Origin of the sequence: Frateuria aurantia DSM 6220 (assembly GCF_000242255.2) — a bacterium.
GTDB lineage: Bacteria > Pseudomonadota > Gammaproteobacteria > Xanthomonadales > Rhodanobacteraceae > Frateuria > Frateuria aurantia.
The window spans coordinates 544,328-570,654 of sequence record NC_017033.1; the positions used below are offsets into that span (position 1 = coordinate 544,328).

The 26,327-nt window shown below is 64.4% G+C and carries 23 protein-coding genes; 8 read left to right on the forward strand and 15 right to left on the reverse strand.

From position 1 onward, the window contains the following. Nucleotides 1-128: 128 nt before the first annotated feature. Nucleotides 129-1,058 carry an LpxL/LpxP family Kdo(2)-lipid IV(A) lauroyl/palmitoleoyl acyltransferase gene (lpxL, locus tag FRAAU_RS02410; RefSeq protein WP_014401981.1) on the reverse strand — a complete coding sequence of 310 codons (930 nt, stop codon included), beginning with the start codon at nucleotides 1,056-1,058 and terminating at the stop codon, nucleotides 129-131. 152 nt (nucleotides 1,059-1,210) lie between these two features. Here lpxL and waaA point away from each other — a divergent pair, with 152 nt between their 5' ends. Further along, nucleotides 1,211-2,473: a lipid IV(A) 3-deoxy-D-manno-octulosonic acid transferase gene (waaA, locus tag FRAAU_RS02415; protein WP_041270754.1), complete on the forward strand. Its 1,263-nt coding sequence runs from the start codon at nucleotides 1,211-1,213 to the stop codon at nucleotides 2,471-2,473. A 26-nt stretch (nucleotides 2,474-2,499) separates the two neighbouring features. Here the strand turns inward: waaA and FRAAU_RS02420 are convergent, their stop codons facing one another. Then, nucleotides 2,500-3,945 carry a TolC family outer membrane protein gene (locus tag FRAAU_RS02420; RefSeq protein WP_014401983.1) on the reverse strand — a complete coding sequence of 482 codons (1,446 nt, stop codon included), beginning with the start codon at nucleotides 3,943-3,945 and terminating at the stop codon, nucleotides 2,500-2,502. A 47-nt stretch (nucleotides 3,946-3,992) separates the two neighbouring features. Continuing rightward, nucleotides 3,993-4,658 carry a protein-L-isoaspartate O-methyltransferase family protein gene (locus FRAAU_RS02425; RefSeq protein ID WP_014401984.1) on the reverse strand — a complete coding sequence of 222 codons (666 nt, stop codon included), beginning with the start codon at nucleotides 4,656-4,658 and terminating at the stop codon, nucleotides 3,993-3,995. A 342-nt stretch (nucleotides 4,659-5,000) separates the two neighbouring features. On the opposite strand from FRAAU_RS02425, the gene FRAAU_RS02430 reads away from it, so the two are divergent. The 3 genes from FRAAU_RS02430 (at nucleotide 5,001) to FRAAU_RS02440 (ending at nucleotide 7,047) form a co-directional block, all read left to right on the forward strand. Then, nucleotides 5,001-5,660 (forward strand): TetR/AcrR family transcriptional regulator, encoded by a 660-nt coding sequence (locus tag FRAAU_RS02430; RefSeq protein WP_014401985.1) that lies wholly within the window; start codon nucleotides 5,001-5,003, stop codon nucleotides 5,658-5,660. A 152-nt stretch (nucleotides 5,661-5,812) separates the two neighbouring features. Continuing rightward, nucleotides 5,813-6,400, forward strand: coding sequence for a ferritin-like domain-containing protein (locus FRAAU_RS02435; protein WP_014401986.1), 588 nt, complete (start codon nucleotides 5,813-5,815; stop codon nucleotides 6,398-6,400). 104 nt (nucleotides 6,401-6,504) lie between these two features. Continuing rightward, entirely contained in the window at nucleotides 6,505-7,047 is a 543-nt protein-coding gene (locus FRAAU_RS02440) for an HdeD family acid-resistance protein (RefSeq protein WP_014401987.1), read from the forward strand. 139 nt (nucleotides 7,048-7,186) lie between these two features. Here the strand turns inward: FRAAU_RS02440 and ppa are convergent, their stop codons facing one another. The 12 genes from ppa to FRAAU_RS02500 form a co-directional block, all read right to left on the reverse strand. Then, nucleotides 7,187-7,720 carry an inorganic diphosphatase gene (gene ppa, locus FRAAU_RS02445; protein WP_014401988.1) on the reverse strand — a complete coding sequence of 178 codons (534 nt, stop codon included), beginning with the start codon at nucleotides 7,718-7,720 and terminating at the stop codon, nucleotides 7,187-7,189. A gap of 81 nt (nucleotides 7,721-7,801) precedes the next feature. Then, entirely contained in the window at nucleotides 7,802-9,226 is a 1,425-nt protein-coding gene (locus FRAAU_RS02450) for a lipid II flippase MurJ (protein WP_014401989.1), read from the reverse strand. A gap of 3 nt (nucleotides 9,227-9,229) precedes the next feature. After that, complete coding sequence (locus FRAAU_RS02455; protein ID WP_014401990.1) at nucleotides 9,230-10,051, reverse strand: acyltransferase; 822 nt, start codon at nucleotides 10,049-10,051, stop codon at nucleotides 9,230-9,232. After that, nucleotides 10,048-11,481 carry an O-antigen ligase family protein gene (locus tag FRAAU_RS02460; RefSeq protein ID WP_014401991.1) on the reverse strand — a complete coding sequence of 478 codons (1,434 nt, stop codon included), beginning with the start codon at nucleotides 11,479-11,481 and terminating at the stop codon, nucleotides 10,048-10,050. Before FRAAU_RS02460 ends, FRAAU_RS02455 begins: the two co-directional genes overlap by 4 nt. Beyond that, a complete protein-coding gene (locus FRAAU_RS02465; protein ID WP_014401992.1) occupies nucleotides 11,478-12,605 on the reverse strand; it encodes a glycosyltransferase family 4 protein in 1,128 nt (375 codons plus the stop codon). The genes FRAAU_RS02460 and FRAAU_RS02465 overlap by 4 nt, the downstream gene beginning before the upstream one ends. Further along, complete coding sequence (locus FRAAU_RS02470; protein WP_014401993.1) at nucleotides 12,602-13,801, reverse strand: glycosyltransferase family 4 protein; 1,200 nt, start codon at nucleotides 13,799-13,801, stop codon at nucleotides 12,602-12,604. Before FRAAU_RS02470 ends, FRAAU_RS02465 begins: the two co-directional genes overlap by 4 nt. Next, on the reverse strand, nucleotides 13,801-15,165 hold the full coding sequence (locus FRAAU_RS02475) for a beta-galactosidase (RefSeq protein WP_014401994.1): 1,365 nt from the start codon (nucleotides 15,163-15,165) through the stop codon (nucleotides 13,801-13,803). Before FRAAU_RS02475 ends, FRAAU_RS02470 begins: the two co-directional genes overlap by 1 nt. After that, nucleotides 15,158-16,327, reverse strand: coding sequence for a glycosyltransferase (locus tag FRAAU_RS02480; protein ID WP_014401995.1), 1,170 nt, complete (start codon nucleotides 16,325-16,327; stop codon nucleotides 15,158-15,160). Before FRAAU_RS02480 ends, FRAAU_RS02475 begins: the two co-directional genes overlap by 8 nt. Beyond that, entirely contained in the window at nucleotides 16,327-18,324 is a 1,998-nt protein-coding gene (locus FRAAU_RS02485) for a GumC family protein (RefSeq protein WP_014401996.1), read from the reverse strand. Before FRAAU_RS02485 ends, FRAAU_RS02480 begins: the two co-directional genes overlap by 1 nt. Continuing rightward, nucleotides 18,324-19,157, reverse strand: coding sequence for a polysaccharide biosynthesis/export family protein (locus tag FRAAU_RS02490; RefSeq protein WP_052317771.1), 834 nt, complete (start codon nucleotides 19,155-19,157; stop codon nucleotides 18,324-18,326). Before FRAAU_RS02490 ends, FRAAU_RS02485 begins: the two co-directional genes overlap by 1 nt. 20 nt (nucleotides 19,158-19,177) lie before the next feature. After that, entirely contained in the window at nucleotides 19,178-20,113 is a 936-nt protein-coding gene (locus tag FRAAU_RS02495) for a glycosyltransferase family 2 protein (RefSeq protein ID WP_014401998.1), read from the reverse strand. An 8-nt stretch (nucleotides 20,114-20,121) separates the two neighbouring features. Further along, nucleotides 20,122-21,561: an undecaprenyl-phosphate glucose phosphotransferase gene (locus FRAAU_RS02500; protein WP_014401999.1), complete on the reverse strand. Its 1,440-nt coding sequence runs from the start codon at nucleotides 21,559-21,561 to the stop codon at nucleotides 20,122-20,124. 533 nt (nucleotides 21,562-22,094) lie between these two features. Between FRAAU_RS02500 and FRAAU_RS02505 the strand changes: the two genes are divergently transcribed. The 4 genes from FRAAU_RS02505 to FRAAU_RS02520 all read left to right on the forward strand — a co-directional run bounded on the left by FRAAU_RS02505 (nucleotide 22,095) and on the right by FRAAU_RS02520 (nucleotide 26,206). Next, a complete protein-coding gene (locus tag FRAAU_RS02505; RefSeq protein ID WP_014402000.1) occupies nucleotides 22,095-22,658 on the forward strand; it encodes an adenylate kinase in 564 nt (187 codons plus the stop codon). A gap of 68 nt (nucleotides 22,659-22,726) precedes the next feature. After that, nucleotides 22,727-24,091 carry a UDP-N-acetylmuramate:L-alanyl-gamma-D-glutamyl-meso-diaminopimelate ligase gene (gene mpl / locus FRAAU_RS02510; RefSeq protein WP_174269754.1) on the forward strand — a complete coding sequence of 455 codons (1,365 nt, stop codon included), beginning with the start codon at nucleotides 22,727-22,729 and terminating at the stop codon, nucleotides 24,089-24,091. An 83-nt stretch (nucleotides 24,092-24,174) separates the two neighbouring features. Beyond that, nucleotides 24,175-24,777 carry an LON peptidase substrate-binding domain-containing protein gene (locus tag FRAAU_RS02515; RefSeq protein WP_014402002.1) on the forward strand — a complete coding sequence of 201 codons (603 nt, stop codon included), beginning with the start codon at nucleotides 24,175-24,177 and terminating at the stop codon, nucleotides 24,775-24,777. Nucleotides 24,778-24,958: 181 nt separating this feature from the next. Then, nucleotides 24,959-26,206 carry an acetylornithine/succinylornithine family transaminase gene (locus tag FRAAU_RS02520; protein ID WP_014402003.1) on the forward strand — a complete coding sequence of 416 codons (1,248 nt, stop codon included), beginning with the start codon at nucleotides 24,959-24,961 and terminating at the stop codon, nucleotides 26,204-26,206. Nucleotides 26,207-26,327 lie beyond the last annotated feature (121 nt).

Below are 26,327 nucleotides of genomic sequence, written 5' to 3' on the forward strand. Positions count from 1 at the left end.
CATAGGCGCCCGGACAGCGGCCGGGCATGTCGCCATCAGCGTATGGGGGGCACTATCGGGGGGATGGCTTTCGCCGGGCTGTCGGTGTTGCCGGCCGATGCCGGCGTGGCGGGAGGGCGATCTTTCCTTCAGTAGATCCCCGGCTCACCCGGCGGGCGAGTCTTGAAGCGCTTGTGCACCCACAGATATTGCTCGGGAGCCTTCCGCACCATCTGCTCGATGCATAGGTTGATCCGTGCCGTGTCGGCATCCACGTCCTGACTGGGAAAGTTTTCCAGTGGCGGACCGAGTCGCAGGACGTAGCCGGCATTGTCCGGCAGCCGCTGGTGCTGGAAAGGCAGCACCAGCGCATTGGACATCCGGGCCAGATGATGGGTTGCGGTAATGGTGGCTGCCGGCACGCCAAAGAACGGCACGAAACGGCTGTCCTTGCTGCGCATATCCTGGTCCGGGGCGTACCACAAGGTGCCTCCCTGTTTGAGATGGCGCACGGTGCCGCGAAGATCGTCTTTCTCGAACATGGCGTAGGCATAACGCTTCAGGCGGGCCCGCAGTACGGCCCACTCGAAGACTTCCGAATCCATTCGGCGGTACATGCCTGCCACCGTAGTGGCATTGCCTATCATGCGAGCGGCAATTTCCAGATGGGAAAAGTGGCCACCGACCAGGATGGCTCCCCGACCGGTCGCCAAGGCGGCCTGAAGATGCTCCAGGCCTTCGATCCGGGTTGGAACCCGGGGCCAGGCGCGGCGAGGAGTCATCCAGCCTAGCGCGAATTCCACGGCCATCAGGCCCATATCACGCAGATTCGCTTCCAGCAGGGCGGCATGCTGGTCCGGCGGCAGATCGGGAAAGCACAGAGCGAGGTTGCGGTCGGCAACTTTGCGGCGCGAGGAACCCCATCGCACGGTGAGCGCACCCAGCCGGCGCCCCAGCCACATCTGGGCGGGATAAGGCAGCATGGCGATCAGTTTGGCCATGCCAAGGCCCAGCCAGGCACCCCAGTGACGAGGGCCCAGCAGATGGGAGGGGAAGGGTTTGGGGATGGCTCCGGGCATAGCCGGTCAGTTTAGCAGGAGCCGAGGCGCAGGTTCAGTGCCCGCAGGTGGTCAGTCATCGTGACGGCAAGGCAGGATCGGGCGACAGCCTGCCACCCGAGGCCGCCCGGCGCTTCGCGTATACTGGCCGCCCCTACACGGACTCTGCGATCTTGGGTTTTCTGTATACCTTGGTGATGTACCTGGCGATGCCCGTGGTGGTGGCCCGGCTGTTGTTCCGGGGCGTACGCAACCGGCAGTACCACTATCGCTGGCGCGAACGTTTCGGCCGCTTCAAGGCGCCGGGCTTCAGTCAAAGCCTGTGGGTGCATGCCGTTTCCGTCGGTGAGGTCAATGCCGCCGAACCCTTGGTGAGGGCCTTGCAGGCTCGATATCCGGAGCGGCAACTGGTGCTGACCACGGTCACGCCCACCGGCTCGGCCAGGGCCAGACAGCTGTTCGGCGATTCGCTCTTCCATGTCTACCTGCCCTACGATCTGCCTTTCGCGGTGGCTTCCTTTCTGGGGCGGATCCGCCCGGCTCTTGCCATCATCGTGGAAACCGAGATCTGGCCCAACTTGTACCGTGCCTGCCAGCGGCGCGGCATTCCCCTGCTGATCGTCAATGCCAGGCTCTCCGAGCGCTCCATGCGGGGATATCGTGCTCTGGGGCGACTGGTTTCGGACTCGCTGGCCTGTGTCAGCTATGTAGCAGCTCAGTCGCAGGCCGATGCAGCACGGTATCGCGAGCTGGGTGCTCCGGCCGAGCGGGTCGGGGTCACCGGCTATATGAAGTTCGATACCCAGGTGCCGCCCAATGCCATGGAAAAGGGCATGGAATGGCGTCGGCACTGGGGCGAGGACAGGCCGGTATGGATTGCGGCCAGTACCCATGAAGGGGATGAAGCCGCCGTGTGGCAGGCACATGCCGCCCTGCTCAGGCAGATGCCAAATGCGCTGCTGCTGATTGCCGGGCGTCATCCCGAGCGGTTTCGATTGCTGGAGTCGCACGCGAGAGGGCAGGGATTTGCGGTCGCCACCCGTCGTCAGCATCGACTGGCCGGACCACAACATCAGGTCTTCGTGATCGATTCGATGGGAGAATTGATGCCGTTCTTCGCGGCATCGGACGTCGCTTTTGTCGGTGGCAGCCTCTGTCCGATCGGCGGCCACAATGTGCTGGAGCCTGCCGCGCTGTCCAGACCTGTCGTCGTCGGTCCGTATACCTTCAATTTCGAAGGCATCACATCCAGTCTGCTGGAGGCCGGTGCGGCCGAGCGGATCAGCGATGCTGCCGGACTGGCCCGGGCCATCGGAGCCTGCCTTGCCGATCCGCAGCGACGAGCGCAGATGGGCGAGGCAGGCCGCCGGGTATTCGAGCGCGAGCGAGGCGCCGTCGGTCGGGTGATGCAGCTGATCGACAGCGCGCTGCACTGACGATCAGCTCCCATCCATGAAACGGCTTACGGAGAAAGAGGCGGCAGCCCGTTGGAATCGGCGGTCAGCAGATTGTTGACCTGGGTCAGGTCGCTGAGACCCAGCACGCCGGCCGCCTGCTTCAGTGCCAGCTGGTACAGCACGAACTGGTGACGAGCAGTGGTATAGCTGCTCTGGGCACTGAACAAGGTCTGCTGGGCATTCAGCACATCGATCATGTTCTCCGTGCCCGCGGTGTAGCCGGCGACGGTGGCGTCGCGGGATTTCAGGCCCGACTCCACGGCCAGCCGATCAGCCTGCACCGTATTGATGCCGGCCAGGATCTGGCGATAGTTGTTGAGCGTGTTGCGGGTGACGGTGCGGCGCTCGGCCTCGGTCGAATCCACGGCGGCATCACGGTTGTAGATCGCTTCGCGGACCTGGGACTGGATCACCCCGCCGCTGAAGATCGGGATATTCAGCGAGACACCGATGACGGTATCGCCGTTGTTGCCGGTCGAGGTCGGGCTGCCGCCGTGCTGATACCAGCTGCGGGAGTTGTTGTAACTGGCGCTGGCACTCAGCGTCGGCAGATGGCCGGCACGGGCCACGTCGATGCTGCGTTCGTCGGCCTGTACGGTGTACTGGCTGCTGAGCAGGGTCGGATTGCTGTTCAGCGCCTTCTGGACCCACAACGCTTCGCTGGCCGGCTGCGGCGGATCCAGCGGCATGTCATAGCGCAGGCGCTTGAGTTGACCGGTGGGCTTGCCGGTCAGCTGGGTCAGCGCCTCGCGGTCATCCGCAAGGGTCGCCTGATCGGTATATACGATGGCCTGAGCCTGCTGGTAGGCGGCCTTGGCCTGCAGCAACGACTGGATCGCGGTCAGACCGTTGTCGAACTGGGCCTGGGCCTGGTCGAACTGGCCCTTCAAGGCGGAGGCATTGGCCTGGGCGTAGGCCAGCTGCTCCTGATCGGTCAGGATGGTCAGATAGGCCTGGGCGACGTTATAGGCCAGCGTCTGCAGGGCGGCTTCGTAGCTCTGCTCCTGGGCGGCGGTGCTGGCATGGGCCACCCGGACCTGACCGAACTGGGCGAAGTTGATCAGGGTCTGGCTGGCCGTCGCGGTCCAGGCCATGGTCCGGGTATGTCCGGTGGTGCCGCCGTTGGTGACCAGACTCTGGGCGCCGTAGTCGCGGACCAGCGCCGTGCCGCCATTGGAGGTCGGTACCGTGGCGTAGACCGGTACGGCGCTGGACAGGCTGTAGCTGTTGCCATTGGTCTGGCTGAAGCTGCCGGTGCCGTTGATCTGCGGCAGCAAGGCGCCCCGGGCCTGCGCGATCGATTCGCGGGTGGCCAGATACTGGGCATTGGCCTGGGCCAGGGTGGGGTTGTTCAGCAGGGCTTGCTGATACGCTTCCACCAGGTCCTCACTATGGCCTAGTGCGGGGATGGCAGCTGCAGCCAGCGCAACGGTCAGGAGCTTCAAACGCATGGAATGCCTCGTGGCAGGGTATTCGGAAAATTCACCGAGCCGTCGGTTCAGAACACGAACTGGCGCGACGGTTCGGCGTGGGTCAGGTAGGGGACATCGGTTTCAAACAGCTCGTCCTCTCGGATCTCGCTGCCCTGGCCGCGGGTCAGCAGCACGGCCTTCTGCGCCGGCGACTGACCATGGATCACGAACAGCCGACCGCCGGGCTTCAGCCAGTGCAGGAAATCCTGTGGAATCCGGGCCGAGGCCCCGCTGAGGACGATGGCATCGAAGCTCTGTTGCGGCAGGCTGTCGCCAAAAGCATCGGCGGCCAGCAACTCCACATGGCGGAAGCCGGCGGAAAGCAGTTTCGGCGCGGCCTGGGCAATGAAGTCAGGTTCGATGTCCAGACTCAGCACCTTGCCGGCAGGCACCAGTGCAGCCAGACAGGCGGTGAGAAAGCCCGAACCGGTGCCGATCTCCAGCACCGATTCGTGCGGCTGCAGCGCAAGCGCCTGAAGCAGCCGGCCTTCGATCACGGGCTTCAGCATCACCTGGCCGTGTCCGATGGGCAGGGCCAGATCCGCGAAGGCGAGCTGACGATAGGCCGCGGGCACAAAGTCTTCGCGAGGCACTCGCGCCAGTACATTCAGCACGTCCGCATCGAGGACGGCCCAGGGCCGCACCTGCTGTTCGATCATGTTCTGGCGCGCCAGTTCGAGATTCATAGCCATTGTTCAGACCGCCTTCAATCTGCGATGAGTGAATTGGGAAACCTGCTTAGAAACAACGTCCAATGATGACACAGCTTGCGGTCGCGCCATGGTTGCCCTGTAGTGCCGGAAGTCACTTGCCGGCACCTTGACGCAGGCCTCTGATCGATTCGAGCATCTGGCGGGAGCATCCCTCAGGTGCCGACTTGCGAGCCCCCTTGGACAGTAACGTCCGGCGACAGACCCGCAGTCATTCGCCGGAGCGCGATCTATCTGTTCAGGGTCGGCAGCTGGCTGTCGTGAAAATAAGTGAACTATACCGTATAATAAAGTGACGTGGCTAATTTGTGAAGGTATTCAGTGATGAGCAGGAGTCCGGAGGTGCGGTGCCAGGGACCTGGCCGACCCAAGGATATGGAGAAGCGCGCGGCGATTCTGAAATCGGCGACGACGCTGTTCATGCGCAGCTCCTTTGCGGGCACCAGCATGGACGCCGTGGCCTCCGACGCCGGTGTCTCCAAACTCACGGTCTACAGTCATTTCGGGGACAAGGACAGCTTGTTCCGTGAAGTCATCCGCGCATGCATGCAGGACGCGATGCCGGATGAGCAGTTCACCTACCATCCGGAAGTGGACGTGGTCCATGTGCTGACCGATCTGGCCCGTCGGATGGTGCATATCGATACCGATCCGCAGATGGTCAGCACCTTCCGGGTGATCTTCGGCGATTGCCAGCAGGGCAACCCTCGCTACGGCCGGCTGGTCTGGGAAGAAGGTCCCTTGCGCGGCCGCAAGCTCGCGGCCGGCCTGCTGCGGCAGGCCGAACAGGAGGGCAAGCTCGATCTGGGAGGGCTGACCCCGGAGGTGGCGGCCACCCAGTTCTTTGCCTTGATCAAGGGCGACGTGATGATGCGTCGCCTGTGTGGCTGCGACGACATGACGGATCCCAGCTGCCGGGTGGCGGTGGAAGAGCATGCGATGGCCGGCGTGAAGACCTTCCTGCGGGCCTTCCAGCCGCGCTGAGCTGATCGGCTTCTATGACGGCGGACGGTAATCGCGGCTGAACGGCTGATTTGTCAATGGCCTTGGGGCGGTGCAATGATGTCGGCATTGCCGCCGGAAGACCCGGCGCAAGGCTCAGGTAGCACTCACCCACTCTTCACGAGGAGGCAGGTATGACCGACAAGCCGTTTCTGACCGACATGGAAACCATTCGCAAGCGTGCCAGGCAGCATATCGACCAAGGTGCCGTCACCGCCGGTTACACGGCGGACAGAAAGGTCGTGGTGGATCTGCTGAACGCCGCCCTGGCTACTGAAATCGTTTGCGTGCTGCGCTACAAATATCATTACTACATGGCTTCGGGCATCAACTCCAAGGCGGTCGCCGCCGAGTTTCTGGAACATGCCAATGAAGAGCAGGGCCATGCGGACCTGATCGCCGAACGGATCACCCAGCTTGAAGGCAAGCCGGATTTCTCGCCGAAGGGCTTGTCCGAACGCAGTCATGCGGACTACGTCGAAGGTGACGATCTGGTCGACATGATCAAGGAAAATCTGGTGGCCGAACGGATTGCCATCGACACTTACCGCGAGATCATCCAGTATCTGGGACATGAGGATCCCACTACCCGGCGCATGCTGGAAGGCATCCTTGCCAGCGAGGAAGAGCACGCCGAGGACATGGGCAGTCTGCTGGAGCAGCTGGGCAAGAAGGGCGAACCGGCGAAGCCGGCTCCGGTGCGGGTTCGCGCCCAGGCTTGAGACCCGGCCGAGCCGCGCTTTGCGGCGGGTGGTGGAAATCCGGGCGGACAGTCGCATTGGCGGCTGTCCGCCCGCATTGTTTTGCAGAAGGCAGGAGAGTTGTGATGAAAACCTTGTTCCGCCCCTCTGGACGAGGCTGGGGCTGGATGGTACTGCGTGGTCTGGTACTGGTCCTGCTCGGCCTGCTGGCCGCTTTCAGTCCGTTCAGTACCGCCCTGAGCCTGGCCTGGGTGCTGGGCTTGTATGCCTGCATCGATGGCGTGCTGCTGCTGCTGGCCAGTACCGCTCACGGCATCAATCGCAAGCCCTTGCTGTGGGCGGGCGGACTGGGTCTGGTGCTGGGCCTGGTCAGTCTGATCTGGCCGCAGATCACCATTTTGCTGGTCCTGACCGTGGTCGGGGCCTGGGTGCTGCTGGCCGGTGCCCTGCAATGCATGGCTGCCTGGCAGTTGCCCCCGGCCACGCCGGGAAGGGGCTGGCTGACGGTGAGCGGCCTGCTGTCGATATTGTTTGGCCTGCTGCTGCTGGTCCATCCTGCCGGTGCTCTGGCCGCGCTGATGACAGTATTCGGCGTGTGGGCCGTGGTCAGCGGGGTTTTCATCCTGGTTCATGGATGGCAATTGCGTCGGCAGGGACCGGCTTTTTGAGCCCTTCAGACCGCGCCTGGCTGGTGACGGGGCGGATCGCTGTCGTGGAATACGCAAAAGGCGCCGGGATCATATCCCGGCGCCTTTTGCGTCATGGGCTGGCCATGGCGGGTGTCGCTGCCAGCCTCAGGCGCGGACCTCAGCCCTTGTCGGCGGCACGCTTGATGCCGGCGATGATCTCGGCCTTGGCCGCTTCGGCATTGGCCCAACCTTCGACCTTGACCCATTTGCCTTTCTCGAGATCCTTGTAGTGCTCGAAGAAATGGCCGATGCGGGCCAGCAGGTGGCTGTCGACCTGCTCGATGTCCTTGATGTGGGCATAGTCGGCGTAAAGCTTGGCGACCGGCACCACCAGCAGCTTCTCGTCGGCACCGGATTCGTCGGTCATCTTCAGCATGCCGATCGGATGGCAGCGGATCACCGAACCGTGGACCAGGGGCAACGGCAGCACGACCAGCGCATCCAGCGGATCGCCATCGCCACCCAGGGTGCCGGGGATATAGCCGTAGTTGCAGGGGTAGCGCATCGGGGTCGACAGGATGCGATCGACGAACAGCGCGTCGCTGTCCTTGTCGACTTCGTACTTGACCGGCTCGGAATCCTTGGGGATTTCGATGATGACATTGATTTCGTTCGGCACATCGCGGCCGGAGGTGACGTCGTGCAGACCCATGGACTGTCCTTGAATGGATAAAAACAATTGGCGGAGAGCATACGCCAAACCGTTATCTGACGCAGCTGCGGCGGCAGATCCTCAAGGCACGGGAGGTGCGCGCCATGGCCGCAGCCACAAGGCGTAGCCGGTCAGGCAGAGGGCACCACCCGTGACGGCCTTGATCCAGGCCAGTGTTCCGAACTGCTCGGGCGCAAAGCCCAGCCAGCTTGTGCCGCCCAGCACCAGTGCGGCGACCAGCCATTGCCGCGTCAGTTGCAGTTCCGTCTGCAGCTGCAGACGGCGAGCCAGCAGCTGGGCGGTCAGCATCACGCCCAGCAGGGCGGCGATGGCAATCGCATTGATTCCCAGCCAGCCAGGCAGCAGCAGCAGGCCCACCGCATTCAGCAGACTGCCGGCCAGTTCGCAGCGGGTCGGGGTCGCGGTGTCGTGGTGGGCGTAGGCATAGCGGGCGAGCATGGCATTCCAGCCGCCGACCACCAGGGTCACGGCCATCCAGGCCAGCAGGCCGGCGGTGCGGGCTGGATCCATGTTCTTCGGCAGCAGCAGGTGGACCAGCGCAGGCGCGATCAGGATCAAGCCGACCGCTGCCGGCACCGTCAGCAGCGAGGTCAGTTGCATGCCGCGGGCCAGTACGGCCTTGCGCTGAATGCCTTGCTCGGCGCTTCCCATCAGGCTCAGCAGCACCTGGTTCAGGCTCATCAGGGCGACCAGGGGCAGATTGTTCAGCTTGCGGGCAAAATTGACGATGGAAATGGTGCCGGCACCCAGATAAGAGGCGCAGATCCGCTCCAGCCAAGCCAGCCCCTGACTGGCTCCGGCACTGAGCAGCAAGGGCAGCAATCGTCGCTGCAATTCGAGGACGGGTTCGCGCAGCGGCACCCGCTGCCAGGGGCGCCAGCCGTCGGCCCAGGGCAGGGGCAGCAAGACCAGGCTCATCAGCGCGCTGCCGGCGACGAAGGCCCAGGCCAGCGGGGTTTCGCCGGTGGCATGACCTTGCCAGGCCAACAGGCCTACCGCCGGCAGGTTGTACAACAATGAACCCAGTCCGGCGAGCACATAGCGTGAGCGCGCCTGGCTGGGAATCACCAGCAGGGCCTGCAGGCAGATGCCGGGCAGGCACCAGGCCAGAATGCCGAGACTGTGGCCCGCACGGAGCCTGTCAGCGACGGACTGGCCGGGGCCGATCGCCCGGCTCAGCCAGGGCGCGCCCAGGTGCAGAAGCAGGGCGAGCAACAGGCCGATGCCCAGCAGATGCCAGAACTGCGCGGTCAGCCAGGCCCGCTGCCGCTCGGCTGTGCGGGCCTGATACAGAGGCAGGCCGGCGGCATTGAGCAGGCCCGCCGCCATCATCATGCGGGCGGCCTCGGGCAGGAACATGGCGACCAGAAAAGCATCGGTACGCGCCCCCACGCCCCAGTCGGCCAGCAGCAGCCATTCCCGTCCGAAACCGGCGGCCAGACCGGCCAAGGTGGCCAAGGTCAGCCAGGTCGTCGCGCCCAGCACAAGTCAGTGCAACAGGGTGAACAGGCCGCGTCCGCCGACCCGGTAGTTCAGATCATGCGGCCGCTCGCCCATGGGTTTGGCGCCGCTGCCACCGACGATCTTGTAGGCCGCGATCCGCTTGGCGACCAAGGTCTGGGCCGTGACCACGCAGCCGCGCTCCAGATGGGCGCCATGGGCGATCAAGGCCCGGCTGGCAACCCATACGTAGTCCTCGATCACTATGGGGGCCGATACGGACCAGAATTCGGGCGCCGTCAGATCGTGGCTGCCGGCAATGATCAGCACATGCGAGGCGATCGCGACATGATCACCGATCCGCAGGCCGGCGCGGGCATCGATCTGGCAATGCCAGCCGATGACGCTGTCATCGCCCATGATCAGGTTGTTCACCCCCAGCACCTCGGTATGGCGCCAGATCGAAGAGCCCTTGCCGATTTTCGCACCGCCGCATCGCAGCCAGCCGATGCGGATTGCATGAACCGGAATCTTGTTGATGAAGATATTGTAGATCTGCTCCCAGATCCGCAGCCAGCGGTCCTTGAAGGTGGGCCAGTTCAGGCCCATCCGAGGCACGAACTGGGCGGGAATTTCCTGCATCAGCAGGGTGTACAGGCGCCTGGCATCGGCGTCCTCGATCCGCGACTCGATATTGACCGAGCATATCGATACACGGATGCCTTCGGCCGAGAGTTCCTCGAACAGGCCTTCGTGCGTCAGCAGCCACGTGTAGGCTTGCTCGGTCTGCTGCAGGCTAAGGCCCAGCCGTCCGGCATAGTCGTCCAGGTGCTCGCGCAGGTTCAGGGAATGGAAAATCCGGTGCTTCATGGCAGGCCTCCCGGCGGGCCGAGGCGCGCCGTCAGATCGGGGTCAGCTTCGGGCGGCGGCCCGGCGGTGGTGGAATCGGGCCGTTGCCGTGCACCCTGCAGATTCAGTCCAAGCATCAGCCAGAACAGAGCCACCAATACCATCGTGAAGCTGTAGTAATGGTCGAACACGCCCGTCAGAAGGGCACCTCCCAGGCCGGCCAGACTGCCAAGCCAGACTGCATTGGCCGGTGTCGGCCGCTGGGTGCGACCTTGCGGGCGGGTCTCGCGCCACCATCGGCCCAGCACCACGCAGAACAGCAGCATGCCCGGCAGACCGATCTTGTAGATATAGTTCAGCCACAGATTGGAAATGCCCAACAAGCCGCTGCCCGGTACCGGCGGATCTGTCTTGAAACCGATACCCAACGGATAGCGTGCCATCGCCTGAGGGAAATGCCGGTATTCATCCATCCGTACCTCGGTACTGGCATTGCTGGAATCGAACATGGTCGAAAGCCGTTTCTGCAGCGGCGGATAGAACAAGGCCATGGCAACGCTGAGGGCGAGTCCGCCGACAATGAGGCGACGTGAAGTGGGAATGCCGGTCCAGGCCATCCAGAGCAGTACCACGGCCATGCTGAGCAGGGCACCGCGCGATCCGGTCAGGACAATCGCCACGGCGGCGAGCACGGCCACGGCCAAGGCCAGCACCCTTCCCCAGCCGCGCCGGACCAGGGCCAGGACCATGGCCAGCGGCGCAAACAGGATCAGTGCCCCACCGCTGAGATTGGGATGAACCCAGGGCGTGCCGAGCCGGTTGCGCATGCCGCCGAAAATGTCCTGCATCGCTTCGGGGTGCGCATAGTGCAGATGCTTGAGCAAGGGGATCATGTCCAGCGCATTGCGATGGCGGGCAAACATGCCCAGCGAAACCACCAGCATCGCCAGATTGCCCAGCAGCAGCAGATTCACCAGCCATTCGCGGCGGCGTCGATCGGGCAGCAGGAGCGGTACCAGCCACAGCGTGGACAGGTTCAGCAGCCAGCGGATCCAGTTCACGGTCCCATTGCCTTCGGCATGGATCGTGACCTGGCCGACCAGAAAGGGGATCACGCTGAAAACCATCAACAGGGCCAGGGCTTTTTCGGTACGCCCCCAGTGCCATTGCAGCTGTTGGGTGAACAATTGCCAGGCCGTGCCGGCCCAGGCCGCTGCCAGCAAGGCTTCGCAGACCGTAATGCGAACTCCCAGCCGGACGGTGGCCAAGGGCATGAACGTGGCGCTGAGCGCAAAGCCGGCCAGGCCATAGAACGGTGTGCGCAATACCAGCAGGCCGACGATGACGGCGATCAGGGCCAGCAGAAAGGTACCAGGGGGCACGAAGACAAGCAGCCCGCCAAACAGCAGACCGCAAAGCAGGGCGAGGATGGCCAGGGGCCTGGTAGTCATGTTCTCAACTCGGCAATCAGGCCACGCAAGCAGCGGGCATAGGCTTCGGGAGCAAAGCGGGCGGCAAAGTTCTGCCTCGCCCGCTGGCTGCCGCCGGCGGGCGTTTTCCCCAGCCGCAGCATCAGCTGGGCGATGGCGCTGGTGTCATGCGGATCGAAACGTGGTGCATCGTCAGGAGTGACCTCATCCAGGGCGGTGCCGCGGGCCACCGCGACGGCGGTGCCTGCCGCCAGGGCCTCGACCACGGGCAGGCCGAAACCTTCGGCCCAGGCGGGATGCCACAGGCATTCAGCAGCCTGATAGATGGCGCCCAAAGCCTCGTCATCGACATCCCTGATCAGATGCAGGCCGGGCCAGTCCCGCAGACCGGCCGGCAGATCCTCACGCTGCCCGACCAAGACCAGATCGGGCACGGCTGCCCCCTGCGTACGCAGGCCGGTCCAGGCCGTCAGCAGCCGCTCGATGTTCTTGCGTGCGCCGCGGGTACCCACGGCCAGCCAATAACGGGCGGGCAGGGCCGACAGCACCTCGGGGCGCTGTCCGGGCCTGAACGAGGGTAGCGGCGGCACGCAATTGGGCAGCCAGCGCAGACGCTGCTGCAGCATGGGGAAGCGCCGCGCGGCCTCGTTCATCGTATAGCGGGATGGCGCCCAGATCACATCGGCACTGCGCAATGAGGTGCTCAGCGAAACACGCTCGATCATCCGGTAGGCCAGCGCCTTGAGCGGCCGTGCCTGTATTTCGGGCTGGTCCCACTGAAACAGGTCATGCAGCAGCAGCACCCGCCGATAGGACGGCCGGCGCAACAGCCAGGGCAGGCCGCGATTGGCCGTGGCGATATAGACTTCGATACCGTCCCGGTCCAGGGCATGAGGCAGGAAGCGGGCTTCGAAAGGCAGTCGTTCCTGCGGTCGGTGCATGCCATCGACCGGTTGGAGGCGGGCCGGACAGCTGACGGGCGGCAAGGCCGGCCAGGCATCCGAACCCTCTGCGACGCCGCCGCTGTAACGCAGCAGCTGATCACCTGGCGAGCTGGCCAGTACTCGGGTCATGGCCAGCACCTGGCGACCGATGCCGGACCAGGGCGCGGCGACGGCAGGGCGATAATCGATGCCTATCTTCATGCGGCCATCTCCTCGTAGACCTGCTCCAGCGTATCGGCGACCTGCTGCCAGCTGTGATGGCGGCGGACATAGTCGCGACCCGCCTCGCCCAGCATGCCGGCCCGTGCCGGGTCGGACAGCAGCCGGATCGCGGCAGCGGCCAGACCGGCACTGTCATCGGCGGCCAGATAATCGCGATCCGGCCGGGCGAGCAGCCCGGACACGCCCTGGGCGGTGCTTGCCAGCGGCAAGCCGGCGGCCATTGCTTCCAGCACTTTCAGTTTGGAACCTCCGCCATCGCGCAACGGAGCGATGAACAGGCTGCAGCTGGCCTGCAGCGCGGGCAGATCCGCCACATAGCCCTGCCATCGCAGGCGCGGATCCGGCCAGCGTGCCGCCCATTCGAGAGGCATGGCGAAGCCGCCGACGACAAGGCGCGCTTCGGGGCGTTCGGCCCAGATCCGCGGCATGATCTCTTCGGCCAGCCAGCGAACGGCTTCGAGGTTCGGGCTGTACTCGTAATTGCCCAGGAACAGCAGTTGCCCGGCCATGAGGTCGGGATGCACCCGGGACCCCGTCTCGACGTCGGCACCATTGGGCACGACCCGCACCGGGGTCGGTGCCCAACCGGCCAGCACTTCGGCATCGGCCTCCGTCATGGCAATGACCTGCCTGGCACGGTGCACGGCCAGCTGTTCCCAGCGTCGATAGCGCCATTGATCCCAACGGGCCAGTGGCCGCAGGATGGCCGGCAGTCGCTGCCAGGTGGTGCGGCTGAGCTCCGATTCGATATTGTGTTCGGTCAGTGCGAAACCCGGACGATAGCCTTGCAGGACCTGCAGATAAGGCTGCAGGCTGTAGCTGTGCTCAATCTGGACCACATCCCAGGATGCCTCCAGCAGTTCCGCCAGCTTGCGACCCAGCACCGGATGGTAGCCATTGATGCTGGCCAGCAGCGGCGGCCCGGCGAACACGCCGGCCAGCAAGGTCTGCCAGGAGCGCAAGGGGCGACGCGGATAAACCCACAACTGCTCCACCCAGGGCTGCAAGGCTTCGCGTTCCTCCGGCGTCGGCAAGCTCTTGGTCAGGATCAGCAGGCTGATCCGGTGGCCGCGCCTGGCCAGTTCACGCAACAGCTGGAATTGACGCAGCTTGCCCCCGCTGGTCGTCGGCCAAGGCATATAGGGCAGGATCCACAGCAGGCGCCGGCTTTCCATCAAGGCCACTCCAGGATCTGCAGCTGGCGACTGACGGGGACGGTCAGCACGCCGCCGCTGGCCTGCAACGCGGTGGTCGTGTCATGCAAGGGATCGTATAGTCGGGCCGCCTGGAGGTCAGGCAGTTGCACGCTGCCGGGCTGGTCGGCCCAGAACATCAGCAGGTGCTTGCCGTCGGCCTTGTCGGCACTGACCGTGATCAGTGATGCCGGCGGGTTCTGCAGCGCCGGCGCGGCGGCCGGCATCAGCTGCGGGCCAGTGAAGCCCAGAAAGCGGGACAATGCCTGATACACAGGCTTGGGCTTGGCATCGGTCGTCAGCAGACCGTAGAACTGGTCGCGCACGGAGGCTCGGCTGTCCAGATCGCTGAGGGCGAACAGGAAGATCCGGTCGTAATTGAGCGCCGTCATCAGGGCCAGTCGGCGCAGCACGAAATCGGCCTGTCCGTCTTCGCCGATCACCGGTTGCTCCTGTTTCGGGCCGGGATAGCTGGACCAGCCCCACTCATCGGCCCAGACCTGACGGGCGCCGGCTGACCGCAACATCCGGTCGGCCTGTTGCGCGCGCAGGATGAAGTCACGCTGGGCCGGATCATCGCCTTCCGGATAAAGCGAATAGGGGTGGTAGGCGATGATGGTGTCCAGCGAAAACAGGCCCAGCGCGCCCAGATCCTGGATCATCAGATCATGATTGGGCATCTGGCTGTAATAGGCCATCCCTCCCAAGGCCACCTGCGGCGGACGAGGCAGGCTGCGCAAGGCCTGGACACTGGCTTTCAGCAAGCTGCCGTAGGCGGCCGGATCGGGCTCGGGATACCAGAAACCCGGCAGATTGGGTTCGTTCCAGACCTGCCATACCGGAATCTGCGGATAGCGTTCCGCAAGCGCCCGCAATGCCGTGGCGTAGAGCTGGGGATCCCGCGGCGGGTACTTGTCCGGATAGGGAAAATCCGGCGGCGCGCTGGAGGCATAAGGGCTGGAGCCCACCAGATAGACTTCCGCCTGCAAATGCTGGTCGCGGATCTGCTGCATCACCGGGTCCAGCAGATCCCAGCGGAACTGGCCGACCCGGGGCTCGAGCCTGTCCCAGTGCAGGTCCAGCCGCACCCAGTGCAGACCCAGAGCCTTCAGCATGGCGATCTGGCGGGACGCGATTTCGGGACTGAACCACAACAGATGAGCGTTCACGCCGAGAAAGTCGGCCCAGACCACGGGCTGCCGGGGACTGAGCTGCAGCGGCTTGAGCTCCTGCGGGCGAGAGGTGCCAGGCAACAGCAGCAGGCCGGCAAGGACTGCGAACACGGTCAGCAGCACGACGGGGATCCAGTGTCGGGCGCGCTTTCGGGGCTGGAGGGCTTCAGTCATGGTGGCGTCGCTGCAAGGCCTGGGTGAAGGTGGTCATATATTGCTCCGCAATGCGCGGCCATTGCCGCTCGACGGCCAGTTGCCCCGCGTGGCGGGCCCATTCGCCGGCCAGCGAAGGTTGAGCCGTCAGGGTTTCCAGCCGGCGTTGCAGGTCGGCTGGATCGCGGTGCCGGAATTGACAGCCATTGCCATGGGAAATTTCCTCGGCGAAGGCGCGCGCATCGGACACGATGGCGCCCCGTCCGCAGGCCGTCGCCCAGGCCAGAGCCCCGCTGGTGCTGCGCATCTGGCCCAGCCAGGCCAGTTTGCGGGATTCGCGGTAGGGCAGCACCATGACATGGTGGGCCTGGATCAGTTCGATGATTTCCGTGCCGGGCACATCGGTCTGCCAGTCCACCACATGGTCCAGTTGATGCCGATGGATCTGCTGGCGCAATGACTGCACATAGCTGCCGCGCGCGCCAAAGGCGATATCCGGCGCGGTACCGCCGGCCAGCGTCAATCTGACGGACATGGCCTGGTCACCGCCCTTGGCGCGCAGTCCGGCAAGGGCTTGCAGCAGGTCCTCAATACCCTTGCCCGGATAAATATAGCCAAAGTACAGCAGCCGCAGCGGCCCGGGCGGCAAGGGCCGTGGCGGCACGCTGATGTTGCCGTGGGCAATCGTGTAGCTGAGCCCGGCAGCCAGCTGCATGCGCCGGGCCAAGGCCTCGCTGCCTCGCCGGGTCATACAGACCAGGGCGTCAAGCTGCCGTGCCAGACGACGCTCCATCCGCAGTACACGGCGATGATCCAGCAGTCCGGCCAGCTGCGGCATGGGGCCGGGGCAGGCCGCCAGCCAGGCCAGCGATCCAGGCAACTGCGCCGCGCGCCAGATCAGCCGTTCGGGATCGTGCACCGTGGCGCCGAAACCCAGTTCGGGGCGGAGCTGGCGCAGCTGCCGCAAGGCCTCGAATTCAGCGACGCGGCCGCCGCCGAGTTCGGCATGGATCCATTCGATCCGATGCTGGTCCAGGGCCTCCAGCAGCGGTGGCAGCCCCGCATCCAGCGGCGGGCAGACCAGCTCGGCACCGGAGCCCTGCATGGCATCCCGCCAATGCCGGGCGTAGTCGGCGATGCCGTTGTGTGCGTCGGCCGGTGGTGCCAGATGCAGGATGCGCATCAGTTCACCCGCAACAGACCGCCGAAACGCTGCAGGAAGGCGGCCGGAATCTCGAATCGACGGCGGTTGAGGATGGCGCCGTCGATATTGCCGAAGGCGTGCCGCAAGGTGCTCAGCGAATATTCCACGGTGGGGACGCTGGTATGGCGCGCCTCGATCACGAGCAAGCGCACATCGACATCGCGCAGCTGCAGCAGCGCCCGCTCCTTGCTGATCGGTTCGGCGGTGACGAGGGTGACGCAGCCGGGCTGGCGAGGTGCTCCGATGTCGTCACTGATTTCGACATCCAGGCCGGCTTCCCGCAGCACCAGCCGCAGATGGTTGGCCACGAAATGGACACCCTCGCCTTTCTGCGAAGCGGTCAGGCCGAGAATCAGACCTTGTTGCTGGATGCGGTCCCGTGGCAGCAGGCCGTAGATCCGGAACAGGCCGGTATTCAGATGGGCACCCGGGGGGCGGTTAGGGTCCTGCATGTCCGGCAGACTGGCCCACAGCGGCAGGCCGAAGGTCGCCTGCATCCGGCCGCCGTCATGGATGCGCCGATCCAGCAGGTAGCACAGGAAGATCACCAGCAAACCCACGCCGATCGCGGCCGGCAAGGCCAGCAAAAGAATGGGTACGGTTTTGGGGAATACCCGTGCCGGCTGCAGGGTGGGTGCCTCGATCAAAGTGGCATTGCTGAGTCGCTGGCTGTCAAGATCACGCATGATCCGGGCGTGCAGCAGGTAGTCGGTGTACTGGGTATAGACCCGCTCGGCCGTACTCAGCTGCAGGCTGAGCTGGGACAGGTCCGGCTCGGCTGCCAGGACCTGGCCGCGCAGTTGACGCAAGGCACTCATTTCGCCGTCGATGGCTTCGATGCGGGCATTCAGACCGGCGGTCTGGTTGACCCCGTCGATCATGTCCTGTTTCAACTTTTGAGCCAGCCCGTTGGGTGCGATATTGCGTGACAGCTGCACATTGGGCGCCATCGCCTGCAGCTGCGCCTGCAGTGCGGCAATGCTTTCATCCATGGCCTTGACCGGCGCCGCCGTCGGCAGATAGACCCGCAGCAGGGTCAGGCGCTGATCGATCAGACCGTTGAGTTTCAGCTGCATGTCCGAGCGTGCCGGATTCAGTCCGTAATTGCGGGCGTTCTCTATCTCGGTGGGCAGCTTGCCCAGTTGCTTCTGGGCGGCGTCAAGCATGCTGCGGGTGGATTCGCGGCTGGTCACGGCGTCCTGGCGCTGTTGCTGCAGACGCTGCAGCTGGGTGGCGATGCTGTCCATCTGCTGCTGGATGCTGGGGGCATCCAGAGTCTTCAGTCGCTCATGCAGCTGGCCTTGCAGCTCGATGATGTGCCGGCTCAGTTGTTCGGTCTGGCCCTGGTAGAAGGCAAACAGCTGGGCGCCGCCCGAAGCCTTGGCGCGGGCATTGAAATAGGCATCGACCCAGGCGGTATTGATGGCCTGGGCCACGGCCGGATCACCCCAGCGGAAAGCGATATCCATCACGTTCGAGCCGGGATCGTGGCTGACCTCGAATTTCTTGGCCAGAGCCCGGGCGGCCCGCTCGACGGGGGAGGCATCGTCCAGAATGCCGAAGGCCACCAGGGTGCGGCGGGCCAGTTCCTTGCCCAGACCCGCGATCTTTTTGGTGTAGTACTTCAGGTGCTGCCACAGACCGGGCGGCGGAGGCGCGGCCTCGGCACGCAGATAGGCCTGGGCGACCTCGGTGATCACCGGCTGGCTGGTCAGCATTTTCTGTTCATCCAGCACCGGATCACGCTGGGTGCTGGGCTGCACGAAACCATTGTCGGCGCTCAGGGTGGTGGGGGCCGGCGGGCTCAGGCTCTGGTTCGGCCGGACCAGGATCCGGGCCTGCGACTCAAAGCGCGAGGGCAGGAACAAGGCGCCGGCCACGGCGATCACCAGGGTGGCGATCGCGGCATAGATGAACTCACGCCTGAAGATGAAGAACAGGCGGATGATATCGCGGAGGCTGCGTATCTCGATCATCAGAGCGTCCCCCCCGAATTGAAGGTTCCGCTGGCGCTGTTGATATTGTTCTGGTTGTTGGTGGTGTTGTTGTAACGCAGCGAGGCTGCATCATTGATCTGATAGTTCATGCCGAAGCCGACGCCACGGAACCAGGGCAGCAGCTGGGTGATATACAGATCCATGGTATGCACGGCCCGCCCGATCGGCGACAGGGGCACGAACAACAGATCGCCCCGTTGCAGAAAGATCGGTCGCGAGTGGCCGCTGGCGCTGTCCTTCAGCAGGTCGGCGAAATTGAAGAAATAGACCTGGCGCACGCCATGGGCATCCAGCCGGATCAGCGCGATATGGCGGGCATCGGCCTGCGGAATCAGCCCTCCGGTACTCATCACGGCCTGTTCGGCCGTCACCCCGGCGGTCAGATCGAAGACGCCGGGATTGCGCACGGCGCCACCGACAAAGACATGGTTGCCGGGGCTGCTGGCGATATTGGCGGTGACATGCGGCTCGCGGTAGATCGAGGCCAGACGGGCCGTGATCTCGTTGCTGATGTCTTCCGGGGTGCGGCCTTCGGCCTTGACCGTGCCGATATAGGGGTAGGCGAACACGCCGTCAGGGCGCACCACGAACATGTCGGTGGTACCGCTTTCGGCAGACGGCTGGGCATCGCGTCGAATCCGCAGCACGTCGGCCGGCAGCACCACGACCCGGGGCTGGGGCAGCTGGTCCGGGCGGAACACGCCGGCATCATGGTCGTGCATGGCCTTGGCGTCGGGCAGCCGCACCACGTCGGGTTGATGGCAGGCCGTCAGCGAGGCCAGCAGCAGGCCCAGCCAGACGAGGCGGGGCATTCGAAATCGATGCGATCGGATCATGAGGATTCGGACTCATTCCAGAAGGGAGGGAACATGCTGATACGTCGTTTGATACCGGCCGGCAGCCGGGCTTCAAGCGCACCCAGCCGATAGCCGAGCAACTTCATGGCATTGCGCAGGAGGGCCGAGGGAATCAGGTCCGGGCGACCGTGGCTGCGCAGATAGCGGAGCTCGCTGCGGACATAGCGCAGACCTTCGCCGCCGGCCCGGCCAAAGGCTTCACCTATCCAGCTCTCGCGGTGATAGAACACGCCGATATCGAAATAGCGGCGGAATTCCTCGGCGACGCGATAGTCATGGGAGTGACAGACCTGGGCCTCGGCGCAGTAGCGGACGGCCATGCCGGCCAGCAACATACGGGCAGCGACATAGGCGTCCTCGGTGCCGATCACTCTCCGGGGAAAACCTCCCGCCTGTACCAGTGCGGTCCGGCGGTAGGCGGCAAAAGCGTCGGAACTGAAACAGGTCTTGATACCCAGGCGAGAGGCATCGGTCAGCCAGCGGGTCTGGCTGTGCGGGGGATAATTGAAGCGGCGGGCATGGCAGGCCAACGGTCCCGCACCGGGGTGCGGCAGCTGCCGTCCGTAGGCCACGCCGATGGCTTCGTTTTCCAGCAGGGCGTCCTGCAATCGTGCCAGCGCATCGGGCGTGGCAGGTACGGCGTCCTGGGTCATGTATATCAGACAGGGCGCCGATACCAGCTGGCTGGCCAGCCGGCGAGTACCGCCGTGATTGAACTGATCCGGCGCCACCGATACCACCCTGGCCCCGAAGGCCTGCCATTGCTCGGCACTGCCGTCGCTGGAGGCGGTATCCATGATCAGCAGCTCGGCCGGCGCACGGGTCTGCTGCTGCAGGGCCGGCAGCAGCCGTGGCAGATAGGGGCCGCTGTTGCGGGTGGGGATGATCAAGGCATAGGGCGGGATCGACATGGCGTGGCTCAATACACCTGCTCGCTGGCCAGTACGGCAGGAATGGTCTTGATCAGGATCCGCAGGTCCAGTCCCAGGCTCCATGTCTCGATATATTCCAGATCGTATTCGACCCGGCGCTCGATCTTCTCCAGGGTATCGGTTTCGCCGCGATACCCATGCACCTGGGCCAGACCGGTGATGCCGGGCTTGACTCTGTGCCGGGCGCTGTATTCGGCGACCGCGTCTTCGAACAGAATGTCCGCCGCACGGGTGGCCGTGGCATGCGGGCGCGGGCCGACCAGCGACATCGAGCCCCCCAATACGTTGAACAGCTGGGGCAGCTCGTCAATGCTGGTCTTGCGGATGAACCGGCCGACCCGGGTGACGCGCGGATCCTGGCGAGTGGTCTGGCGGCTGGCATCCTGGTCGGTGAGGTGGTGATGCATCGACCTGAACTTCAATACATGGATCAGGTGCTCGTTGTAGCCGTAGCGACGCTGGCGGAACAGGATCGGTCCCGGCGAGTCCAGCCGGATCGCCAAGGCCACCAGTGCCATCAGCGGCGCCAGCAGCAGCAGGGCCAGTGAGGCGATGATCAGGTCTTCGGCTCGCTTCAGCATCGGTGACCAGCCCTCCAGCGGCAGGTCGGCGACATTCAGCATGGCGACGCCACCGATGATGCTGATCCGGGTCTTGGCATAATTGAATGCCGTGATATCGGGCACCACCATGACACTGACAGGCAGACGGCGCAGTCGGTCGATGAAATACTGATGTCTGGAGTCCGCGCTCCAGGGCAGGGCCAGCATGACGACGTCGACGGTTTCGCTGCGTATCATCCGCTCCAGCAAGCGACTGTCTCCCAGCAGAGGGGGCAGGGTTTCATCCAGCGCAGGCAGCCGTTCCGGCTCCCGGTCATCGATAAAACCCAGCAGGCCGCAGCGGATATCCCTGTGCTGGCGCATATAGCGGGCGAGACGCAAACCATTTTCGGTGCAGCCGAGAATGACCGCCCGCTGCAGATATTGGCCCCGCCGCATCATGCGCCGGAAATACAGCAGAAACAGCAGGCGAACCGCCCCGAACAGCAGCAAACTGCTGACGAACCAGATCAGTTCCATGGTTGGCGGCACATGGCTCAGATAATTGAGCTGGCTCTGGCCCAGCAGCAGCAGGCCAAAGACCGTGCTCCAGCCCAGCAGGGTCCGCTTGAACAGCCACTCGTTGCCGAACAGGTCCCGTGCATACATCCCGGCATTCTGGAACAGCAGAAGGCAGAGCAGACCACCGCCCATGGCCATGGCCAGAATACGGCGAATGACGGCAGTATCCTGCAGCCCGGTGGCATAGATCAGCGGCAGGACGGGAATAACGACGGCAATAATGTGTGAGACCCTGAACGTCAGGGACAGGACTCGGGGTGAAACCCGGCCACTACGAGGGCGACCATCAATATTTGCCGACATATCCGGATATCCGCACTGGCAGTTGCGTTTCGGTGAGAAGTCGTCCTGACCGCAATTCCCCTGACCATTGGCCATATGAACAATATCTGCGAAACGGGGCTCTTGAAAGAGCCTTTCGCCATATGAATCAAGCTATATTGCCATGCGAGATAGTATTGCTGATTCTTTGAATCAGTACAACATGAAATGTGATGGATGTCATGTTTGCATCGAGAGGCCAGACACTCCGTCGCGAATCGCAATATATTGCGATTCGATCGCTGCTGCCAGCTGTCGTTTTGCGATACACCTTGAACAGCGCCGCGCACGGCAACGATGAGAATGGCCTGTCGGCCTGCCCTGGTTCGTGATGCGGCAATTCACCTCTGATCGGCTTCAAGGCCCTGTCCTGACTGACATTCATCCGCGCTGGATCTTCGTTGCCGGCTGGTCGATGGTTTGACGCCGATCCCTGCAAAAGCTACCTTTGTGGACGTTTTGGCACCTGTCCGTCGGCCTCCGCAACGAGGTGGCGACAGACTCTGAGGAACAGCATGCGACTTGTACTGCTTGGTGCGCCCGGTTCGGGCAAAGGTACCCAGGCGGCCCGCCTGAAAAATGAACTGGGCGTTCCGCACATCTCCACCGGTGACATGCTGCGCGCTGCCGTGGCAGCCGGCACGCCGCTGGGCCAGCAGGCCAAGGCCGTGATGGACGCCGGCATGCTGGTGTCCGACGACCTGCTGCTGGGCATGCTGGAAGAGCGTCTGGCCCAGCCGGATACGGCCAAGGGTTTCATTCTCGACGGTTATCCCCGCAATCTGGCGCAGGCCGCGGCGCTGGACAAGCTGCTGAGCCGCATCGGCCAGCCGCTGGAAGCCATCGTCAAGCTGGAAGTGCCCAGCGAGGCCATCATCGGCCGCACCGAACTGCGTTTCAAGGCCGAGGGCCGGGTGGATGACAATCCGGAGACGGTGCGCAAGCGCCTCGAGGTCTATGCCGAGCAGACCGCGCCGGTGGCCGAGTTCTACCAGAACAACGGCAAGCTGAAGATTGTCGACGGCGTCGGTGATGTCGATGCCGTGACCGCACGGGTCAAGCAGGCGCTCGCCGCCTGAATCAGGGCTTCCCGCCCTCCGGTCGCCCCAAGGCGGCCGGCTCCCAGATCACATCTCCGGCTGGATTGATGATGCGCCTGCATATTCTTGGCATCTGCGGTACGTTCATGGGCGGCGTCGCTGCCTTGGCTCGTGAGCAGGGCCTGACGGTGGCCGGCTCCGATGCCCAGGTCTATCCGCCGATGAGCGATCAGCTGACGGCACTGGGCATCAGCTTGCATTCGGGCTATGACGCCGATGCGCTGCAGCCGGCGCCGGATGAAGTCATCATCGGCAATGCCTTGAGCCGGGGCAATCCGGCTGTCGAACATGTGCTGGACGCTGGCCTGCGCTATCGTTCCGGCCCGCAGTGGCTGGGCGAACAGGTGCTGTCTGGTCGTGAGGTGCTGGCGGTGGCCGGCACCCACGGCAAGACCACCACCACCAGTCTGCTGGCGCACCTGCTGGAGTCGGCGGGTGCGGAGCCGGGCTTTCTCGTGGGGGGCGTGCCCGCCAATTTCGGCATTTCAGCGCGTCTGGGGCAGGGCCGCTCATTCGTCATCGAAGCGGACGAATACGACACCGCGTTTTTCGACAAGCGCTCCAAATTCGTCCACTACCGGCCGAAGATCGCGATTCTCAACAATCTCGAATTCGATCATGCCGACATCTTTCCCGATGTGGCGGCGATCCAGCGCCAGTTCCACCACCTGGTCCGCACCGTGCCCGGTCATGGACGCCTGATCGTCAATGCCCATGACCACCATCTGGCGGAGGTGCTGGCGATGGGTTGCTGGACCCCGGTGGAGACTTTCGGCCTGGACCAGGGCGACTGGCAGGCCCGGCTGTTGCATGAGGATGGCAGCGCCTTCAGCGTGCACCATCATGGCCGCTGCCTGGGTGAGGTGCATTGGCCTTTGCTGGGGACCCACAACGTGCTCAACGGACTGGCGGCGCTGGCCGCCGCCGCGGCCCAGGGGGCCGACCCGACGGCCTTGCTGTCAGCCTTCGCCGAGTTCCGCAATGTGAAGCGGCGGATGGAGCTGATCGGTGAGGTCGGCGCGGTGAGAATCTATGACGATTTCGCGCACCATCCCACCGCGATCGCCGCCACGCTGGCGGGCCTGCGTGCCAAGGTCGGTTCGGCGCGGATCGTGGTGGCTCTGGAGCCGAGGTCCAACTCCATGCGACTCGGAGCTCATGCCGCCGCACTGGCCCCGGCGCTGGCCGCTGCCGACGAAGTGGTCTTTCTGCAGCGCCCCGAGCTGCCCTGGGATGCGGCCGGCGTGATCGCGACCCTGCGTGGCCATGGCCGCGCGGTGGCGGATACCGGTCAGCTGGTGGATGCGGTGGCGACCAGCGTGCGGCCGGGCGACCATGTAGTCTTCATGTCTAACGGCGGTTTCGAAAACGCGCCGCGTCGTCTGCTGGCGGCCCTGCAGACGGCAGGCTGAGCCCGTACCCAACGCAGGGGCCGGGACGGACAAGGGTTTGCGGCGACTTCCGGTCAGGGCTGGCCTGTGGTTAGACTGGCGGCATGCCGTCGGATCCAGCCCTGATCGAAATCCCCTTGTTTCCACTGGCCACCGTATTGTTTCCGGGTGGTCAGCTGAATTTGCGGATTTTCGAACCCCGTTATCTGGACATGATCAAGACCTGCAGCCGGACGGGGCAGTTTTTCGGCATCTGCCTGATACTCGAGGGTGAAGAGACGGGCTTGCCGGCCGCTCCGGCGGCCATCGGCACCTTCGCCGAGATCCTGGATTTCCGGATGGGCGAGGATGGTCTGCTGCAGATTCTGGTGGCCGGCCGTCAGCGTTTCCGGGTGGAGCAGACCCGGATACGCAGCGATGGTCTGATCCTGGCCCAGGTGCAGGCCTGGAGCGAGTCGTCACCGCTGGCGGTGCCTGTCGAATACAGCGTATTGCAGCAGATTGCCGGGCGCCTGCTGGAAGTGGTCGATGAACCTGCTGCCGAGCACCCGCATGCGGATCTCGATGATGCCGAGCGACTTGGCTACCGGCTGGCGCAGTGGCTCCCGCTCAGCGACGGCGAGCGCCAGCAGCTGCTGGAGCAGACCGAGCCGTTGCAGCGCTTGCATGAACTGACTTGCCTGCTGCCACGTTTTCAGAAGGATTGATGCCTCCCGTCCGTGCTGGATCGACCCGGCGCGGCGTTGCTCCGGCTTGCAGTTGCTGCATGGATGCGGTGCAATGATCCTTCGTATTGATCCGGGCCCGGCCCGGGCGGGAGCGCCATGACGGCCCCTCGCTGCGGGCGAAGGATGCCTGTGCATCCCGGGCCTACACCGGAGTGTTGAAATGTCTGAGCAGGTTTCCTCCGAGGCGGCGCTGACCGCCCTGGCCAAGCGCTACTGGCTGCCCGTCTACAAGCCTCGTGAAATGGTGCTGGACCATGGCAAGGGTGCACGCGTATGGGATACCGAGGGACGTGAATACATCGATCTGTCGGCCGGTATCGCCGTCAACGCTCTGGGTCACCAGGATCCGGACCTGCTGGAGGCGCTGGATACCCAGGCCCGCAAGCTGTGGCATGTCAGCAACGCCTTCTACAGCGAGCCGCCGCTGCGGCTGGCCGAGGAACTGGTCGAACATGCACCGTTTGCCGAGCGGGTATTCCTGTGCAATTCGGGGGCCGAGGCCAACGAGGCGGCGATCAAGCTGGTCCGGCGCTGGGCGGCCCAGCAGGGTCGGGGACCGGAACAGCGGACCATCCTGACCTTTCATGGCTCGTTCCACGGCCGCACGCTGGCTACCGTCACCGCGACCGCCCAACCCAAATATCAGCAAGGCTATGAGCCGCTGCCCGCCGGTTTCCGTTACCTGCCATTCAATGATCAGGCCGCGCTGGAGCAGGCTTTTGCCGCAGGCGACATCGCTGCCGTGATGGTCGAGCCCATCCAGGGCGAAGGCGGCGTGGTGCCGGCCGAGCCGGCTTTCCTGCAGCGTGCCCGCGAACTCTGCGATGCCCATGGCGCCTTGCTGGTCTTCGACGAGATCCAGTGCGGCATGAGCCGGACCGGCAGCCTTTTCGCCTGTCAGGATTACGGGGTGACGCCGGATATCGTGACTCTGGCCAAGGCGCTGGGCGCCGGCTTTCCGATCGGGGCGACCCTGGTCGGAGCCAAGCTGGGCGAGGTCATGCAATACGGTGCCCACGGCACCACCTTTGGAGGCAACCCGCTGGCGGCTGCCGTGGCCCGGGCGGCCTTGCGCAAGCTGGCATCGGCCTCCTTGCAGTCCCATGTGCGGGCCCAGTCCGCGGCCTTGCATGCCGGGCTGGAATCGATCAATGCCGAGCTGGGCCTGTTCGATCTGATACGCGGACGCGGTCTGTTGCTGGGGGCGGTGCTGGCCGCGCCGTATCGTGGCAAGGCCGGCGAGATCCTGGACTTTGCCGCCGCGCACGGGGTCCTGCTGCTGCAGGCCGGCCCCGATGTGCTGCGCTTCGTGCCTCCCCTGACCCTCAGCCGGGAAGAACTGGATGAAGGTCTGCAGCGTCTGCGGCTGGCGTTGCGGGATTTTGTCGCCCAGCTGGCGGCGGCCTGAGGCTTCGGTGAAGTGACGTCCGGGCCGTCATGAGCGCTGGGCGAGATGGCTGAGAGCCATGGGTCTGGAAGCTTGGCTCTCTTTTATAGTCCGGACACAAGACCTTGCCGTGAAATTCACG